18 protein-coding genes are annotated in these 16,881 nt (G+C 62.8%); 17 read left to right on the forward strand and 1 reads right to left on the reverse strand.

Annotation, left to right across the window (positions count from 1 at the left end; genetic code table 11):
• Positions 1 to 138: 138 nt before the first annotated feature.
• The 16 genes from F8R15_RS20010 (at position 139) to F8R15_RS20085 (ending at position 15,522) form a co-directional block, all read left to right on the forward strand.
• The gene (locus F8R15_RS20010; protein ID WP_172976275.1) at positions 139 to 1,209 is read left to right on the forward strand and encodes a GntR family transcriptional regulator; all 1,071 of its coding nucleotides are present in this window, start codon (positions 139 to 141) and stop codon (positions 1,207 to 1,209) included.
• Between the two features lie 68 nt (positions 1,210 to 1,277).
• Positions 1,278 to 2,540, forward strand: a complete 1,263-nt coding sequence (locus tag F8R15_RS20015; protein ID WP_152845775.1) for a Gfo/Idh/MocA family protein — start codon at positions 1,278 to 1,280, stop codon at positions 2,538 to 2,540.
• Positions 2,537 to 4,096, forward strand: coding sequence for a hypothetical protein (locus F8R15_RS20020; protein ID WP_152845776.1), 1,560 nt, complete (start codon positions 2,537 to 2,539; stop codon positions 4,094 to 4,096). Before F8R15_RS20015 ends, F8R15_RS20020 begins: the two co-directional genes overlap by 4 nt.
• A gap of 21 nt (positions 4,097 to 4,117) precedes the next feature.
• Positions 4,118 to 5,383 (forward strand): ABC transporter substrate-binding protein, encoded by a 1,266-nt coding sequence (locus F8R15_RS20025; protein ID WP_152845777.1) that lies wholly within the window; start codon positions 4,118 to 4,120, stop codon positions 5,381 to 5,383.
• Between the two features lie 61 nt (positions 5,384 to 5,444).
• On the forward strand, positions 5,445 to 6,392 hold the full coding sequence (locus F8R15_RS20030; protein WP_134330472.1) for a carbohydrate ABC transporter permease: 948 nt from the start codon (positions 5,445 to 5,447) through the stop codon (positions 6,390 to 6,392).
• Positions 6,389 to 7,213, forward strand: a complete 825-nt coding sequence (locus F8R15_RS20035) for a carbohydrate ABC transporter permease (protein ID WP_152845778.1) — start codon at positions 6,389 to 6,391, stop codon at positions 7,211 to 7,213. Before F8R15_RS20030 ends, F8R15_RS20035 begins: the two co-directional genes overlap by 4 nt.
• A gap of 4 nt (positions 7,214 to 7,217) precedes the next feature.
• Entirely contained in the window at positions 7,218 to 8,228 is a 1,011-nt protein-coding gene (locus F8R15_RS20040; RefSeq protein ID WP_152845779.1) for an ABC transporter ATP-binding protein, read from the forward strand.
• A gap of 17 nt (positions 8,229 to 8,245) precedes the next feature.
• A complete protein-coding gene (locus F8R15_RS20045) occupies positions 8,246 to 9,253 on the forward strand; it encodes an SIS domain-containing protein (protein ID WP_172976276.1) in 1,008 nt (335 codons plus the stop codon).
• Positions 9,253 to 10,185, forward strand: coding sequence for a carbohydrate kinase family protein (locus F8R15_RS20050; RefSeq protein WP_152845781.1), 933 nt, complete (start codon positions 9,253 to 9,255; stop codon positions 10,183 to 10,185). Before F8R15_RS20045 ends, F8R15_RS20050 begins: the two co-directional genes overlap by 1 nt.
• Positions 10,175 to 11,557: a sulfatase gene (locus F8R15_RS20055; protein ID WP_152845782.1), complete on the forward strand. Its 1,383-nt coding sequence runs from the start codon at positions 10,175 to 10,177 to the stop codon at positions 11,555 to 11,557. The genes F8R15_RS20050 and F8R15_RS20055 overlap by 11 nt, the downstream gene beginning before the upstream one ends.
• A gap of 200 nt (positions 11,558 to 11,757) precedes the next feature.
• On the forward strand, positions 11,758 to 12,783 hold the full coding sequence (locus tag F8R15_RS20060) for an AraC family transcriptional regulator (protein ID WP_152845783.1): 1,026 nt from the start codon (positions 11,758 to 11,760) through the stop codon (positions 12,781 to 12,783).
• A 116-nt stretch (positions 12,784 to 12,899) separates the two neighbouring features.
• Complete coding sequence (locus tag F8R15_RS20065; RefSeq protein WP_152845784.1) at positions 12,900 to 13,265, forward strand: glycine zipper family protein; 366 nt, start codon at positions 12,900 to 12,902, stop codon at positions 13,263 to 13,265.
• Positions 13,266 to 13,290: 25 nt separating this feature from the next.
• Complete coding sequence (locus tag F8R15_RS20070; RefSeq protein ID WP_152845785.1) at positions 13,291 to 13,488, forward strand: hypothetical protein; 198 nt, start codon at positions 13,291 to 13,293, stop codon at positions 13,486 to 13,488.
• Between the two features lie 34 nt (positions 13,489 to 13,522).
• Positions 13,523 to 13,897, forward strand: a complete 375-nt coding sequence (locus F8R15_RS20075; protein ID WP_152845786.1) for a hypothetical protein — start codon at positions 13,523 to 13,525, stop codon at positions 13,895 to 13,897.
• Positions 13,898 to 13,908: 11 nt separating this feature from the next.
• Entirely contained in the window at positions 13,909 to 14,772 is an 864-nt protein-coding gene (locus tag F8R15_RS20080) for an SDR family oxidoreductase (protein WP_253732810.1), read from the forward strand.
• 24 nt (positions 14,773 to 14,796) lie between these two features.
• Positions 14,797 to 15,522: a DUF4386 family protein gene (locus F8R15_RS20085; RefSeq protein ID WP_152845787.1), complete on the forward strand. Its 726-nt coding sequence runs from the start codon at positions 14,797 to 14,799 to the stop codon at positions 15,520 to 15,522.
• On the opposite strand, the gene F8R15_RS20090 is transcribed toward F8R15_RS20085, so the two are convergent.
• Complete coding sequence (locus F8R15_RS20090) at positions 15,507 to 15,887, reverse strand: transposase (protein WP_253732814.1); 381 nt, start codon at positions 15,885 to 15,887, stop codon at positions 15,507 to 15,509. The two genes, F8R15_RS20085 and F8R15_RS20090, sit on opposite strands and share 16 nt — an antisense overlap.
• Before the next feature lie 36 nt (positions 15,888 to 15,923).
• Between F8R15_RS20090 and F8R15_RS20095 the strand changes: the two genes are divergently transcribed.
• Entirely contained in the window at positions 15,924 to 16,604 is a 681-nt protein-coding gene (locus F8R15_RS20095; protein WP_253732812.1) for a transposase, read from the forward strand.
• Positions 16,605 to 16,881 lie beyond the last annotated feature (277 nt).

The raw sequence follows: 16,881 nt of genomic DNA on the forward strand, positions 1-16,881 counted from the left end.
CTGGTAGACGTGTGGTCCTCACCAACTACCCGCTTCCCGCATCGCGTTGACGAAACCTGCGCCCAGCCCTCATACATGGCTCTCGGACGAAAGTGGTTCAGGAGAACGCCCGTTGACGCAGGATCTGGTGATCGCGGAATGAAGAAGTCCTCGGGCGAAGACGAATTGGCTGCATGGCTTCGCGTCTGTCTCAAGGCGGGAAGGCCGGGGGACCGTTTGCCGACGATGCGCGATCTGATGAAGCGGTTCGGGGTTGCGCAACGTGTGGTGGAGCGCGTGCTGAAACCCGAAATCGCCGCGGGGCGCTTGGTCTCTCGGCGCGGGGCAGGGGTCTCCATCGCGGAGGTGGTCGAGAAGCAGACCGAATATGATGCGGACCTCCTGATCCTCTATCGGCTGTCCGAAAGCCGTCTGGCGAACACCCTTCTGCAAGAGCTCGAACAACGCCTGAAAGCGCGCGGGATCGACATTCTGAAGCTCGGCTATTCCTCGGAAGATCAAGCTCAAGCGGTGATGAGCCGCATGGGGCGCTTTCGCTGCTGTCTCATCCAGCTCCATTTCGAGACACTTCCGATCCGCTTTCTCGCGGCACTCACCGCACATGCGGATTCGATCGTGCTTGACGGTATTTCTGCGACGGGGATCGGGCTCGACGCGATCGGGACGAACTGGCGCGAGCCTCTGGCGCTAGCGTTCCGTCGATTGCGTGGGGCCGGGCATTCGAAGATCGCCTATTTCACCTCCGGCCATCCGGCGCGACAAATCGCGATGGCGCGGCGCGAATACGAGCGGCTTTGCGCGGCAGAAGGCTTGGAAAGCTGGCTTCTGGAGACAGATGCGCTGCCTGGGGGGTATCGGAGTTCCGACCTCGTCGACTCGCTGACCGCGCAGCGTGAAGCGGACGGAAATTTGCCCTTTACCGCGCTCATCGCATGGGGAGTCGTCGACGGCTACATGCTCGACCGCGCCTTGCGCGATCTGGAGATTGTCCCGGGACGAGATCTGTCGGTCGTCGTGCTGGGCAGCACCGATTTCCCATCCGAACACCTTCGGCGTTTCGATGTATGCGGTAACCGGAACGACGAGAAAATAGATCTATTCGAACGGTTTGTCTGGTCGCGGGTGCAAGGGGAAGGCCCTCCGCCGCAGATCCATTACCTGCCGGTCCATTTCGTGGAACATGGCAGCGTCGTCGATTTGACAGACTGAGTATAACTCGTATTTTTTGAAAAGATATACCCACATAAGCTGGCATCGAACGAATAGCGGAGAGTTTGATGCAGGCAGATGCAGCGGCAGAGACGGTGGGCGTAGCCATCATCGGAGCCGGAGAGCGCGGAGTGTATTACGTTGGCTCGCGCATGGCCGAGCTGGCGCGTGAAACCGGGCTGCGGATCATCGGCGTGCAGGACCGGCTCGCGGATCGCGCGGCGCTTGCGGCGCAGCATCTCGACGGGCTCTATTCGGCGCAGGGCCTCAATCACAAGGTGCGCGTCTTCGAAGATATGCATGCGGCCGTCCACGATCCCGATGTGGGCCTCGTGCTTGTGACCACCCACACGGACGCCCATCGCGCCCCTGCAATCGAGGCGATCCGGGCGGGAAAACGTGTCTATCTCGACAAGCCGATCTCGGTCACGCTGGAGGATGCAGAAGCCATCGCCGCGGCGGAGCGGGAAGCGGGCAAGCCGGTGATGATGGGGTTCACGCGGCGCTACGAGAAGCCCTGGATTTCGGCGGTGGAGATGGTCGCGCGCGGCGAGATCGGCAGCCCGCAGATGATCCTGCTGCGCTCCGTCATTCCCTATACGCGCTACCTTCAGCTCTGGCATCGCTCGAACGCCGCATCGGGCGGGGCGCTCAATGACAAGGGCTCGCACCATTTCGACGTGCTCAACTGGATCGCGGGGGCCGCCCCCCTTACGGTCAGCGCGATCGGCGGGCGTTCGGATATCTTCGCTCCCGATCCGAACGCCCCGGCGCGCTGCTCGGAATGCGATCGCGATTGCCCCTATCGCCGCCACGAGACGCTGATCGACAAGGCGGAAGGCATCCCGAAAGTGCCAAATGAGAGCTGGAGCACGGCGACCGCGCCGCAGGATCGCAACGACAACTGCGTCTACCTGCCGGGATCGGATATCGACGACCATGCGATCGTCACGGTGCGCTACGCCAATGGCGTCGACGCCTGCCTGTTCTTCACGATTTTCGGGCCCTTTGCCGAGGATCAGGAAACGCTCGAAGTCGTCGGCTCTTCGGGGCGTCTGCGGATGGAGCGGCATTCGGGCGAAATCGATCTCGTCTCGAATCATGGCCGGTCCCGCGACGTGATCGAAGCCGTCTCGAATGACCGCTCGTCGAGCCATTTCGGCGCCGATCTGGAGCTTGTCCGCACCATGCGACGCTTTGCAGATGGGGAGGTTCCCCCGGTGGGCGTGCCCGAGGGGGTCGCCTCGCTCCGGCTGGTTCGTGCAGCCCAGATGAGCCTGAACGGGGGCGGGCGCGCCGTTGATCCGAAGACGATGGAGTTTGTCCAATGATCCGCGCCTCGCTTCCCGCCCGGCTGACGCCGCTTGCCGCCGAGCTGGGGCTAACCCCGCTCTATGGTGACATCCACAACCACTGCGACATTTCCTATGGGCATGGGCGCTTTGCCGATGCGCTGGCGCGGGCTGCGCTTCAGCTCGACTTCGTTTCGACCACCGGCCACGCGCATTGGCCCGACATGCCAGTCGATGACCCTTCCGTGGCCCATATCGTCGACTTCCACGTGAAGGGTTTCGCCAAGTTGTGCGCGGGATGGGAGGGCCATTTCGACGCCCTGCGCGCTGCCGAGACCGCGCGTTTCAGCGTCTTCCCCGGCTACGAGATTCATTCGGGCGAACATGGCGATTACACCATCGTCTATGCCGATCTGGAGTTCGCGCCTCTGCATCTGGCAGACAGTCCTTCGGACCTGCGCGAGACGCTCGAGGCCGAGATGCCGGGCCGCGCGCTCGCCTTTCCGCATCACATCGGCTATCGGCAGGGCGCGCGCGGGATCAACTGGAAGACCTTCGACCGGACGCTTTCGCCCTTCGTCGAGATGTTCTCGATGCATGGCTGCGCGGAGACTTCCGAGACCGAGCGCAGCTACCTGCATTCGATGGGGCCGGTCGATGGGCATTCGACGATGGAATGGGGCCTGCATGAAGGCCATGTCTTCGGAATCGTCGGCAATACCGATCACCACAGCGCGTTCCCGGGCTCTTACGGGCATGGCCGGATGGCTGCCTATGCGACCGAGCGCGACCGTGAGGCGATCTGGGATGCGATGATGTCGCGGCGGACCAATGCGCTGACAGGCGACCGTATTCACCTGCTCGGCGCAATCGGCGATGTCGTGCAAGGCGGGATCGTCGCGCCGCAAGATGCGGCCCATTTGCGGATCGAGGCGATAGGCGGCGGCTTCATCGATAGCATCGACGTGATGCGCAACGGCAAACTGTTCGAGCGGATCTCTCCTGCGCTCACGACGGCGCCGATCGGTGAGGATGCCGATGAGACGCTTCTCTATCTCGAACTCGGCTGGGGTGCGCGCGGGTCGAAACACCACTGGGATGGCCGGATCGAAATCGAAGGGGGCGAAATCCTCGATGCGGAACCGCGCTTCCGGGGCGCTGAAGTGGTCTCGCCGCTTGAAGGTGACGATGCTGGTCACGCGCTGCCGGAGCTGCGCGAGGACGGGGCAGGGGTCGTCTTCTCTGTGACCGCCGAGGCCAACCCGAACAATTCGACCACGGCCACGCAGGGCGTGATGCTGCGCGCGCGCATCGGATCTGACGCTGTCATCCGGGCGACGCTGAGCGGCAAGTCGATCGAGATCCCGGCCGCGCGCCTGCGCGAAGGGGCGCTTTCGGGTAATCTCGGGCCCATCGACAGCCCCGCCTACCGCTTCCATCCGCTGCCGCGTCCGGCGGAGTGGCAATGGGCCGGACGCGTGGCTTTGGGAGAGTTTCAAGCCGGGGAGACGGTCTATCTCCGGCTGCGGCAAGCGGGAGGTCAGATGTGCTGGACCTCACCGATATTCTGCCGTGACGAAGGCCGAAAATCATAAAGAACTAATGGGAGTGTAGAAATGAAGTTGAGGAAACTGATCTATGCCGGGCTCGCCGCCGCAGGTCTCGCCGCAGGCCCGGCCCATGCGGTGGAGCTGTCGATCGTGCATGGTGCCATCGGCAAGGATAACGAGGTGCTGCGCGCCGAACTCGATCGCTGGGAAAAGCAAACCGGCAACACGGTCAAGATCGTCTCGATGCCTGAGTCGACGACCGACCAGTTCGGCCAATACAAGCTTTGGCTGTCGGCTAAATCCTCCGATATCGACGTCTATCGTCTCGACGTCGTCTGGGCGCCGCAGCTTGCCGATCACTTCGTCGATCTGAACGAGGCGACGAAGGATATTCAGGACCAGTTCATCCCGTCGACCCTGAAGGGGCAGATGGTGGACGGCAAGCTGGTGGCTCTGCCGATGTTCATCGGGGCACCCGCGCTCTATTACCGCGAAGACCTGTTGAAGAAATACGACCGTCCCGTGCCTAAGACCTGGGCCGAGATGAAAGAGACCGCGCAGATCATCCAGGACGGTGAGCGTGAAGCGGGCAACAAGGACATGCAGGGCTTCGTGTTTCAAGGCGCGGCCTATGAGGGCCTGACCTGCAATGCGATGGAATGGATCGCCAGCTATGGCGGCGGAAACTTCGTTGAACCCGACGGCTCGATCGACATCAACAACGCGAAAGCGGCAGAGGCGCTGAACATGGCGGCGTCCTGGATCGGCACGATCGCCCCGGAAGGCGTGCTGAACTACAAGGAAGAAGACGCGCGCGGCGTGTTCCAATCCGGTGACGCGGTCTTCATGCGTAACTGGAACTACGCTTACGCACTGGTCAATGGCGATGACAGCCCCGTCAAAGGCAAGGTCGGCGTGTCGGAACTGCCCAAAGGCGGCGAGGACGGCAAGTCCGCTGCGACCCTTGGCGGCTGGGAGCTTGCGGTCTCGAAATATTCCAAGCACCAGCAGGAAGCGATCGATCTGGTAAAATTCCTCGACAATTACGAGAGCCAGAAAGAGCGCGCGATCGTCACGTCGCGTCCGCCGACCCTCACGGCCGTCTATAACGATCCGGACGTCGCGAAAGAGCAGCCTTTCATTCCGCTCTGGAAACCGGTTCTGGACGGCACGCTCGCGCGTCCTTCGGCGGCTGCGAAACGCAAGTATAACGAGGCTTCGTCGCTGTTCTGGACTGCCGTGCATAACACGCTGTCGGGCGACGGCTCGGCCGAGGACAACCTCGCGATGCTGGGAGCCAAGCTGAAGCGCCTCCAAGGCGACGCATGGTAAGGCTCTGTGCCCTGCGCGGCGCGCGGATGACGCGCGCCGCTTGACGCAAGAGGAGAACGAGATGGCCGTCGACGCCACGAAATCCAAACTCTCTCGCCAACGCGTGCGCTCGGCTTGGCTGTTCCTTTTGCCGATGCTGATCGTGCTCGCGGCGGTTGCCGCCTGGCCTTTGGCCCGCACGATCTGGTTCGGCTTCACAGATGCGTCGCTCGACCGGATGGGAGAGGCGCAATGGGTCGGGTTTCGCAACTATCTCGACTGGTTCGACTACGGCAACGGCAAGGGTGAATGGGAGGGCCTTCTCGTCGATCCGCGCTGGTGGGGGGCCGTCTGGAACACCATCAAGTTCTCGATCATCTCCGTTTCCGTCGAGACGATTTTCGGCACCGTGATCGCGCTCGTCCTCAATCAACAATTCCGAGGCCGCAGTGTCGTGCGAGCCGCCGTGCTGATCCCGTGGGCGATCCCGACGATCGTTTCGGCCAAGATGTGGGCCTGGATGATGCATGACCAGTTCGGCATCCTGAACGACATGCTGATGCGTCTGCACCTGATCGCAGACCCGATCGCATGGACCGCCTCGCCCGATACCGCCATGATCGCGGTCGTCATCGTCGATGTCTGGAAGACCACGCCCTTCATGGCGCTTCTGATCCTGGCAGGCCTCCAGATGGTGCCGGGCGATATCTACGAGGCCGCCAAGCTCGACGGCATCCCGCCGGTGCGCGTCTTCCGCAAGATCACGCTGCCGCTGATCCTGCCCGCGATCCTCGTGGCGGTGGTCTTCCGGGCGCTCGACGCGCTGCGCGTCTTCGATATCATCTACGTGCTCACGCCGAACACGGATGCGACCCGCACGATGTCGGTCTTCGCACGTGAGAACCTCTTCGATTACGACAAGTTCGCCTACGGCTCGGCGGCCTCGACGCTGCTGTTCCTCGTGATCGCGCTCATCACCATCTTCTTCATCTTCGCCACGCGGATGGACCTCGCGGGAGATCGCGAATGAAACAGCTCAAGACCTTCGGATTCTACGCCCTCGTCGCGGTGATCGTGCTGCAAGCGGTCTTCCCGTTCTACTACGCGATCCTGACCTCCTTCGAGACCGGGCAGGCGATCTTCGACATCAACTACTTCCCGCATAGCTTCGATTTCTCGAACTACGCCTCGATGCTCGAGGGCGGCGATTTCGGGCGACAGATTCTGAATTCCGTCTTCGTCGCGACGGTCGTCGTGATCCTGTCGCTGATCCTCGCTGTGACGGCCTCCTACGCGCTGAGCCGGGTGAAATTCCGGGGCAGGGGGCTTTTGCTGCTGACGATCCTGTCGGTGTCGATGTTCCCGCAGATCGCGGTGCTGGCAGGTCTGTTCGAGGTGATCCGGGCGATGGGCCTCTTCAACTCGCTCTGGTCGCTCGTCTTCTCCTACATGATCTTCACGCTGCCCTTCACCGTCTGGGTGCTCACGACCTTCATGCTCAAGATGCCCATCGAGGTCGAGGAAGCGGCGATCATGGACGGCGCGCGCCCGATCACGATCATCTTCCGGGTGTTCCTGCCGCTGATGTGGCCCGCGATGGTGACCACAGGGCTTCTGGCCTTCATCCACGCATGGAACGAGTTTCTCTTCGCGCTCACGTTCCTGTCGACCGACAGCCAGCGCACGGTTCCCGTCGCCATCGCGCTGATTTCCGGCCGGTCCGAGTTCGAAATCCCCTGGGGCAACATCATGGCGGCTTCGGTCGTCGTGACGGTGCCGCTGATCGTGCTCGTTCTCATTTTCCAACGCAAGATCGTCTCCGGCCTGACCGCAGGCGCAGTGAAAGGGTGATCCCATGGCTTCGGTCGAATTGAAATCCGTCACCAAATCCTACGGCACACTCGAGGTTCTGCATGGCGTGGACCTGTCGCTGCAAGCGGGCGAGTTCGTCGTCTTCGTGGGCCCCTCGGGCTGCGGAAAATCCACCCTTTTGCGGATGATCGCGGGGCTCGAAGACATCACCTCGGGCGAGCTGACCATCGACGGGGCGCCGATGAATGACGTGCTGCCCGCAAAGCGCGGTGTGTCGATGGTGTTCCAGTCCTACGCGCTCTACCCGCATATGACGGTCTACGAGAACATGGCCTTCGGGCTGGAACAGGCGAAGCTCTCGAAGGACCAGATCAAGACGCGTGTCCGCGAGGCCGCCGATATGCTGCAGATCACGCCCTATCTTGATCGCAAGCCGCGCGCGCTTTCCGGGGGGCAGCGTCAGCGCGTCGCCATCGGCCGTGCGATCACACGCCAGCCGCGCGTGTTCCTCTTCGACGAGCCGCTCTCGAACCTCGACGCCGCGCTGCGCGGCGATACGCGGATCGAGATCGCGCGCCTTCACAAGCGGCTCGAAGACACGACGATGATCTATGTGACCCACGATCAGGTCGAAGCGATGACGCTGGCCGACCGGATCGTTGTGCTCAATGGCGGCCACGTGGAGCAGATCGGCGCGCCGATGGAGCTTTACGAGCGCCCCGCGTCGCAGTTCGTCGCCGGGTTCATCGGCTCTCCGCGGATGAATTTCGTGGAAGGCCAAGAGGCCGAAAGCCGTGGCGCCGCGACCTATGGCATCCGTCCGGAGCATGTCGACATAAGCCGTGACAGCGGCACATGGCATGGCACCGTCACCTTCTTCGAGGCTTTGGGTGCGGACACCTTCATCCACGTCGCAACACAGAACGCCGGCACCGTCGTTGCACGCGTGCCCGGGTTCGAGCGCTACCGCGTCGACGAGACGGTGTATCTGACGCCGCAGGCTGAACGCGGCCACCTCTTCGACAAAACCGGTCGGCCCGTGGTGCCGGCATGAACGCAATGGAGACACAGATGACGATTTCGCCGGGCCTGGAACAGCTTCAGTCCGAAACCAGCCGCCAGTTCGCCGATGCCCGCGCCACTTGGGAGACTTGCCATCCTGCCTGCGCTCAGGCGGCTGAGGAAATCCGCGCAACCGGTCGGCTGTTGCTGCTCGGGATGGGCGGCTCGCATTGGATCAACCGGGCCGCCGAGCCCTTCTACCGGCAGGCGGGCATCGACGCGACGGCGCATGTCGTCTCCGAATATATGCGCGCGCCGATTTCGCGCGAGGCGACGGTGTTTCTGACCTCGCAATCGGGCGCGTCGGGCGAGGTTCTGCGCTATCTCGATACGCCCGCAGCGGGGCCGGTCTTCGGGTTGACGCTCGATCCCGACAGCCCGCTTGCGACGCGCACGCACCCGCTGCTGGGGCAGGGTGGCGTGGAGCATGCCTATGCCGCGACGCGCTCGCTTCTGGTCACGCTGACCCTGCATATGGGGGTGCTGGCAGCCCTCGGGGCAGATAGCGAAGCCTTCGTGGACGCGCTGAATGCGCCGGTCACGGCGGAGAACGCAGAGGTCGTCGCCGCCATCGCGGGTGCAAAGAATGCGGTGATCTGCGCGCGTGGCACGATGCAGGGGGCTGCAGATGCCGCGGCGCTGAGCCTGATGGAACTGGCGCGTATTCCCGTGCTGGGTCTCGAGGCTGGACAATTCCGCCATGGTCCCTTCGAGATGGTCGATGACGAGAGCGCCGTGATCTTCCTGCGCGGGGCGGGGGATGAGGGCGTGAATATCGACGGGCTCTCGCGCGAACTCCTCGGCCACGGTATCCGGCCCATCGTCTTCGATTTCTCCGGCGAAGCGCCGGTCGAGGGGGCCCTGACGGTCAGCCTGCCGAAACGTCAGGGACTCGCGAGCGCGATCTCGGTCCTACCAGTTCTGCAAAAGGCGATCATCGATGCCTCCGACCGCATGGTCGATCAGGTCGGCGTGCCGATCCGGTCGCGCAAGGTGACCAGCGGGGAGGCCGCGTAATGGCCCGACCGATCTGCGTTCTCGGCAATGCCAACCTCGACCTCGTCATGGGCGCGATCGGGGCTTGGCCCGAGCCGGGCACCGAGACGTTTCTGCCGCGCTCGGATATGCGGATCGGCGGATCGGCCGCGAATACGGCGTTGGTTCTGAGCCGTCTCGGCGCGCCGAACGGCCTGATCTCCGGCTGTGGTTCGGACATGGCGGGCGAGATGATCGCGGATCGGTTTCAGGGCGATCTCCACCGCATCGAGCGGTTTAGCGATCCGACCGGGGTGTCGGTTGGCGTGCTCTTCGAGGATGCGGAGCGTAGTTTCCTTTCGATCGACGGACATCTGGCGAAGCTAGATCTGCCTGTTTTCCTGAGGCAGTTAAAAGACTGGCCGCTGGACGGAGCGATTGCTCTGGTCAGCGGCGCTTTCGCCATGCCCGGATTGCTTGCCCATCAAGAGGCGCTGATCGATCACCTGCGCCTCGCTGGCGCGGAAATCGCAATCGATCCGGGCTGGCCCGGCGGTGGCTGGACTGACGCGAGCCGCCGCGCCGTGCGACGTTGGATCGGGAAATCCGATCACGTGCTTCTCAATGACAAGGAAACATGCGCGTTGGCGGGATGCGCCGATCTCCCCGCGGCGCTTGATGCCCTTCAGGAAGGAGGCGGCGCGGGCGCACGACTGGTCGTCAAATGCGGTGCCGATGGCGCGATCTGCCGCAATGGTCGCGAAACCATCCGGGCGCACGCGCCCCGGCGTGAGGTGTTTGACACGGTCGGCGCAGGCGATGCGTTCAACGCGGGCTATCTCGCCGCGATTGCGTGCGACGCGGGTATCGAGACGGCGCTGTCCGCAGGGGCGCATGTCGCCTCCGATGTCATCGCCGAATTCCCGCGCGCGCAAACTCGGATATCCCTCACGGAGTTAGCCCTTGCCTCGTAACATCCTTCTGATGATCGCTGACGATCTGGGTCGCATGGCGGGCTGCTACGGTGAGCCCGCGATCCGGACGCCGAATATCGATGCGCTGGCCGCGAATGGCACGCGGTTCGATATGGCCTTCACCTCGACGGCGTCCTGCTCGGCCAGCCGGTCTGTCATCTATACCGGGCTGCATACCCATGAGACCGGGCAATATGGTCTGAACCACGACCACCACCATTTCATGACCTTCGATCATGTCGAGACGGCGCCAGCGATCTTCAACCGGATCGGCTATCGCACCGGGATCATCGGCAAGGTTCATGTCGGGCCGGAGCCGGTCTATCCTTGGGCGCATCGCGAGGAAAGCGGCAGCCGGGACGTGGACTGGGTCGCGACTCGGGCGAAGAACTTCTTCGACAGCGACGCCGAGATTGCGTTCTTCCTGACCGTGGGTTTCATCGACCCGCATCGCGACATGACGCGCGCGGGCTTTGGCGATCCGGGCGGCCCGGATCCAACCTTCGCGCCCGAGGATGTCTCCGTGCCGTCGTTCTTGCCCGACCTGCCGGAGGTCCGCGAAGAACTCGCGAATTACTACCATTCGGTCGCGCGTATGGATCGCGGCGTCGGGCTGATCCTCGAGGCTTTGGAAGCGACGGGGCAACTCGACGATACGCTGATCTGCTTCCTGTCGGATAACGGGGCCCCCTTCCTGAACTCGAAAACCACGCTTTTCGATGCCGGTGTTCACCTGCCTCTGATCATGCGTCGCCCGGGGCAGGCGCCGGGTATCGCGAACCCCAACATCGTTTCCTTCGTCGATATTCTCCCGACCTTCGTCGAGTGGGCGCAGGCTGAGCCGTCTTCGTCGCCGCGCCGAGGCCGTTCGCTTCTGCCCATCCTCGAAGCGGAGCACCAGCGGGAGGGCTGGGACCGCGCCTTCGGATCGCACACCTTCCACGAGGTCACCAACTACTGGCCGACGCGGTTTCTGCGAACGCCACGCTACAAGTATCACCGCAATGTCGCGTGGCAGTTGCCGTTCCCGTTTTCCGGCGATCTTTACGGGTCGATTTCCTGGGAAGGCATCCGAAACCGCGCCCCCGTCATGATCGGCGCGCGGCCCTTGCGCGACTACGTGCATCGCCCGGCGGAGGAGCTCTACGACCTCTGGGAGGACCCGGCTGAGGTGAATAACCTCGCCCAGGACCCGGCACATGCTGAGCTTGTCGCAAAATTCCGGAACGAGCTGGAGGCGTGGCAGCAGGATACCTCTGACCCTTGGTTCTACCGCGACGGCATCTCGGTGCGCGCGATCGAGCATCATCTGGGGAAGGGTCTGAGCCTGCCGAACCGCTTCGATTTCGACGTGGACGATCCGAGTAGTTGAGGCCTCAGGTGCAAAGGGGGTGGTTCATAGCTATGCAACTGCGAACCTCATGCCGTAAGTTTCTGTCGAAGCAGAGAGTAAGTTTCAGATAGCCCCAAGAACGGTGCTCGGTAGCCAAGTGTGTTTCACAGAAGACGGGGCTTCGCGCAGGCGTTCGCGGCACCTGATGTCACGGTGCGACTTGAGAGAGGAGGAGGATGATGTCACAGCCGATGATGGCGGCCGGGTTCGTTTCCGCCCTGCTGGACTACGCGGTTGAACGCGGGGCGCCGCGCGCAAGCCTCCTGACGGCTTGCGGGCTTGATGCGGATGACCTTTCCGATCAGGATAACCGTGTTCCGATTGCAGCCTATCAAGCGCTGATCGGTTCGGCGATGGAGGCGACGGGAGATACCGCGCTCTTGCTGCGCCATACGCTGCAGTCTCGCCTCGAAACGATGTCGGTCGTCGGCCAGATCGTGCACAGTTCGGCGTCGCTTTCCCATTCGATCGAACAGCTCAACCGTTACCTGCATCTGATGGCCGAGAATGGGGGGCTGGCAGGACGCGACAGGTTCGAATTGCTGCAGGCAGACGGAGAGGTCTGGATCGTCGATCACCTCCCCGTCGAAGGGCCAGACTACATCTCTCTCGAGGCTTCGTTCGCACGCTTCATCAGCGAGTTTCGGCGCTCCTTTCCGGGCGTGACCTTCGAACTCGAGATGGAAGTCACCTATCCGCCGCCGCCTCATGTCGCGGACTACCCTGATCTGTTCCGGGTGCCGGTGCGCTTCAACGCGGCCCGAAACGCACTTCGGATCGACCCGGTCTGGGTGACAGAGCAGACGGAGTTCGAACCCGGCAACAGCTATGCCTTCGGCGTCTTTACACGTCACGCCGATACGCTGCTTGACGAACTTGCGCGCTCCGAGACGATCCGCGCACGCATCGAAGCTCTTATCCTGCCTTCCTTGCACGAAGGCTCGCTCTCGATGGACAAGATAGCGCGCGATCTCGGGATGAGCCGCCAGACGCTCTATCGCCGACTGAAGGAGGAAGATGTGACCTTCGCCCGGATCCATGACGATCTGAGACGGCGCATGGCCCTCGACTACCTTGCCAGGGGCAAGGTTTCAGTCAACGAGACGGCCTATCTGCTGGGATTCTCCGAAGCGTCGTCCTTCGTGCGCGCATTCCGGCGCTGGACCGGGCAAAGCCCGAGCGCCTTCCGCGAAACCGCAGCCTGAGGTCGAAACCGCACCTTTGGTGCCGAAGGTCAATGCAATGATACCTGCGGTCATGCCGATCGCGGACCCGTCGACGTATGTCCCTCGCAACAAACCACTGACAAGAGGACATGCCGATGAAAACCGGATTTTATGGATTGACGATTGCGACAGCGCTGCTCGGTGCCTGTTCCGACACCGGCGCGCGCTACACGCCGATCGTTGATGGCACGCCGAGTGCATCGTTCCAAAGCGATTTGGGTGCGTGCCAATCGCTTGCGCGCTCTCAGCGGCAATATGACCAGGAAACGGCTGGCGGCGCGGTGTTGGGCGCCGGTGCCGGGGCACTTCTGGGTAGCGCGGACGACGATGGCACGGCACTCGGCGGCGCGGTCGCGGGCGGATTGGCGGGCGGCGTGGCCGGGCTCAACAACAGCGCCGAGCGCCGCAAAGCGATCGTGATCGAATGCCTGCGCGGGCGCGGCCACCGGGTTGTCGGTTGAGCGCCGCGCGAAAGGAGAGTTCCCTATGACAAAGACGAGACCCAGATATCGTCGCCGTTTCATGGCGCTCTATCAGATGCTGACCAGCAAGCGTGCGACCCTGTCGCGCGACTTGCCGAGCTCGAAGTGGCTGCGGTGTGATATGGGGTTGGACGACCCCGAGACGCCCCTGCAGCCTTCCAGCTTCGCGCCGGAGGCTTTCGCCTTTCGTCATCGCTGCTGAGGCGTCTCGCGCAAGACAAGAGAAAGATACCGCCATGCCCGCAGCGACACCTGCCCTGATCTATGCCGCATTGGCAGCCTTGCCTGTCGCGATGCATATCGCACTGGCTGCGGGCGCGCCGTTGGGGCGCTTCACGCTGGGTGGACGCTTTCCAGGCCGTCTGCCTTGGCGTTGGCGCGGGCTTGCACTCGTGCAGGCAGCGCTTCTGGCGGGTATGGCCGCGGCAATCTTGTCGGATGCGGGGGTGCTGGCACTCGGCTGGCCGCCTGTGGCCTTTTGGGGTGCTTTCACCCTGACTGGCTTGAGCTTGCTCGCAAATGCCGCAAGCCCATCGCGGCCCGAGCGCCTACTCTGGACGCCACTGCTCGCGCTCATGGTCTTTTGTGCGCTCGCCTCCCACGTCGCGTAAAGGAGACAGCAATGAAAGAAATGGCCATGCAAACCGTCTTCATCGCCGGAGCGACCGGCTATCTCGGTCGTTATCTCTGCGCCGAATATCAGCAACGTGGCTGGCACGTCACAGCCCTCGTCCGAAACGCGAAGCGCGCGGGCGAGCTTTCCGCCGATACTCTGGTCGAGGCACAAGCCACCCGGCCAGAGGAGCTGGAGGGGATCATGGATGGGGCCGATCTCGTCGTCTCCGCTCTCGGGATCACCCGACAGACTGATGGATTGAGCTATCGCGATGTTGACTTTCAGGCGAACCTGAACCTGCTGCGCGCCGCCGAGCAATCACAGGTCGCGCGCTTTGCTTATATCCATGTGATCAACGCCGAGCGGCTGCGCCACGTCCCGCTGGTCGCCGCCAAGGCTGATTTCGTCGATGCGCTCAGGGCCTCCGAGATTGCATCGACCGTGATCGCCCCGACCGGGTATTTCTCGGATATGGGAGATTTCCTGAAGATGGCGCGGGCCGGACGAGTCTGGCTCTTCGGTGCCGGCGATCATCAGATCAATCCGATACATGGTGCGGACCTCGCAAAAGCTACAGCCGATGCTACGGAGGCGGGTAAACACTGGCTCGATGTCGGCGGGCCGGAGATCTTCACCCATGAAGAGATCGCACAGCTTGCCTTTGCCGCGCTGGGTCGCGAAGCGCGACTGACACACCTGCCCGATACACTGCGGCGTGGAGCATTGCGGCTTCTTCCCTGGCTCACGCCGAGGCGTATTCACGGCCCCGCGCAGTTCTTCCTCAGCGCAATGGCGATGGACATGGTGGGGAAGCGCCGCGGCCACCGCCGTTTGTCCGAATATTTCTCCGAGTGCGCTCGGAGCGCGTAACGCATTCCAGACCGGAGCGTCCCTATGTCTATTTTCCAAGCCGGCGGTGTCGCCGCGTTAATCTGTGCGGCCACATACATCATGGGCTTCGTTCTGCTCGTGACGGTTTTGGCCCCCTTGGGCTATGGCACCGGCGCGCTCGACGCAGCCTCGGTCGTCGCTTTCATCCATGCGAGACCAGCTCTGATGCTGATCTGGAACATGCTGATCTACTGTCTCAACGCAATCGCGCTCACCGTTCTGGTCGTGGCCCTAAGCGAGCGCTTGCGCCCTGCATCGTGGGGTTGGAGCGCCTTTATCCAAGCGATCGGCCTGATCTGGGCCGGTCTGGTGCTCGGGGCGGGAATGATCGCAAATGTAGCGGTTGAACGTGCTGCACATCTTTATCCGGTCGACCCGTCCGGTGCCGCCGACCTTTGGTCGATACTGCACGCGGTGGAGTTGGGGCTCGGCGGGGGCAATGAGATTGCGGGCGGGATTTGGATTTTCAGCGTCAGCCTCCTGGCAAGGCGCGCTTCGATGATCGCATGGCCCTGGACGGCTCTGGGGATGCTCGTCGGCGTCGCGGGTCTCGCCACTCTCGTTCCATCGCTTGGGGATGCGGCAGGCGCGATATTCGGTCTTGGCGCGATCTTATGGTTCGCGGTGTTCGGCTTCTCCATGCTCTGGAGCTCGTCGCGAGCAAAAGCCATGAACCTCCCCCACCAATTCCGTAGGTTGGAAGGGGGTTCGGATCAGGCGGCCGCCTGATCCCCGACCGTCCCGACCGGGTTGATCGTTTCCTCGTTCTGGCAATGGCGGAGCTGCGCGAGCTCCCACCGCAGCAAAACGAGGGCTGCGGCTTCGTCTCGCCCGAGACGACAGCCACAGTCGCAATCATGATGGCGCTCTGCGAGCGTCTTCTTCCGCACCGCGCCGCAGTCCGGGCAGCGCTGTGACGGCTTCAGCTCTCGCGTCTTCGCCTCGAGGAACTCCGCACCAGCTTCTTCCGCTTTGTATCGGAGCATGTTCAAATACCCGGCCGGGGCCGTGTCCAGGATCGATCGGTTCAGGCCCGCCTTCTGGGCCAGATTTCGGCCCAGCGCCTCGGCGGTGCCCCGGGCCGAGCCGGTCATGTTGTGCACAGCCAGCGCCTCGATCGCGATCAGGCGATGACGCCCGGCGATCTTCGCATGAGGCCGCGCCAGATCGCGACGATGCTTTTACAGCGCCCGTCGGGAGATCTTCCGCGCCCGGACCGCGGTCGAGAGCCGGCGCTGCTCCGCCTTGAGGATCTTTGCCTCAAGGTCAAGGTGACGCGGGTTCGGGAGTTGGTGGCAGGCAGCATGATGCTCGAGGCAGCGACGGAACCCATGCAGCGCGTGCGTGCAACCCTATGCCTGGAGCTGGCCGGGCTGGAAAAGCAGGTCAGGCAGATGGCTTCCGAAGACCCTGTCTGCCTGCGCTTGACGACTATGCCAGGGGGGGGGGGCGAAGCCGTCGTCGCTCCCACCTATCGCTCTGCCGTTGATGCCCCCTCACGCTCCCATTCATCGAAAAATGTCGACCCTTGGGTCGGCTTGACACCCTCGCGACATCAGTCCGGCGAGCGAGATGTTTCGGGCGGCATAACAAAGGCTGGAGACGTGAAGCTCCGACGAGTTCTCAGTCAAGCCGCAACGGTCATGCTGAATAGAGGTCGAGGCAACACACTTTGGACTTGGGCCACCCATGTTGCCAAACGCCGCGGGCGGAAGCGCGCAATGGTGGCTCTGGCGCGACGCATGGCTGTCGTGCTGCATCGCATGTGGGTCGATGGAACGAGCTTCAGACTGGAAGCCGTCGCCATCTGAATTTACTCGTTTCGCTTACCTGATCGCAGGCTCCCGAGGGCTCGAAGAGATGCGGTTCCGATAATGTCGTGCTCAGGACAGTCGCCAGCAAGACTGAGCACGCTTATGAGATGAACACATTGACCTGCTGCTCTGCCCCCTGAAAATTGGACCGTTTGAAACTGGAGTTTTCAGCTAAGCTTTCCTGGCTGGGAGAGGAGCGGAAGCGCATGAAAGCATCGAAGTTCACGGAAGCACAGAAGGCGTTCATTCTGAGGCAAGGCGAGGAAGGCACATC

The sequence above is a fragment of the Thioclava sp. JE_KL1 genome (assembly GCF_009296265.1).
Classification (GTDB): Bacteria; Pseudomonadota; Alphaproteobacteria; order Rhodobacterales; family Rhodobacteraceae; genus Thioclava.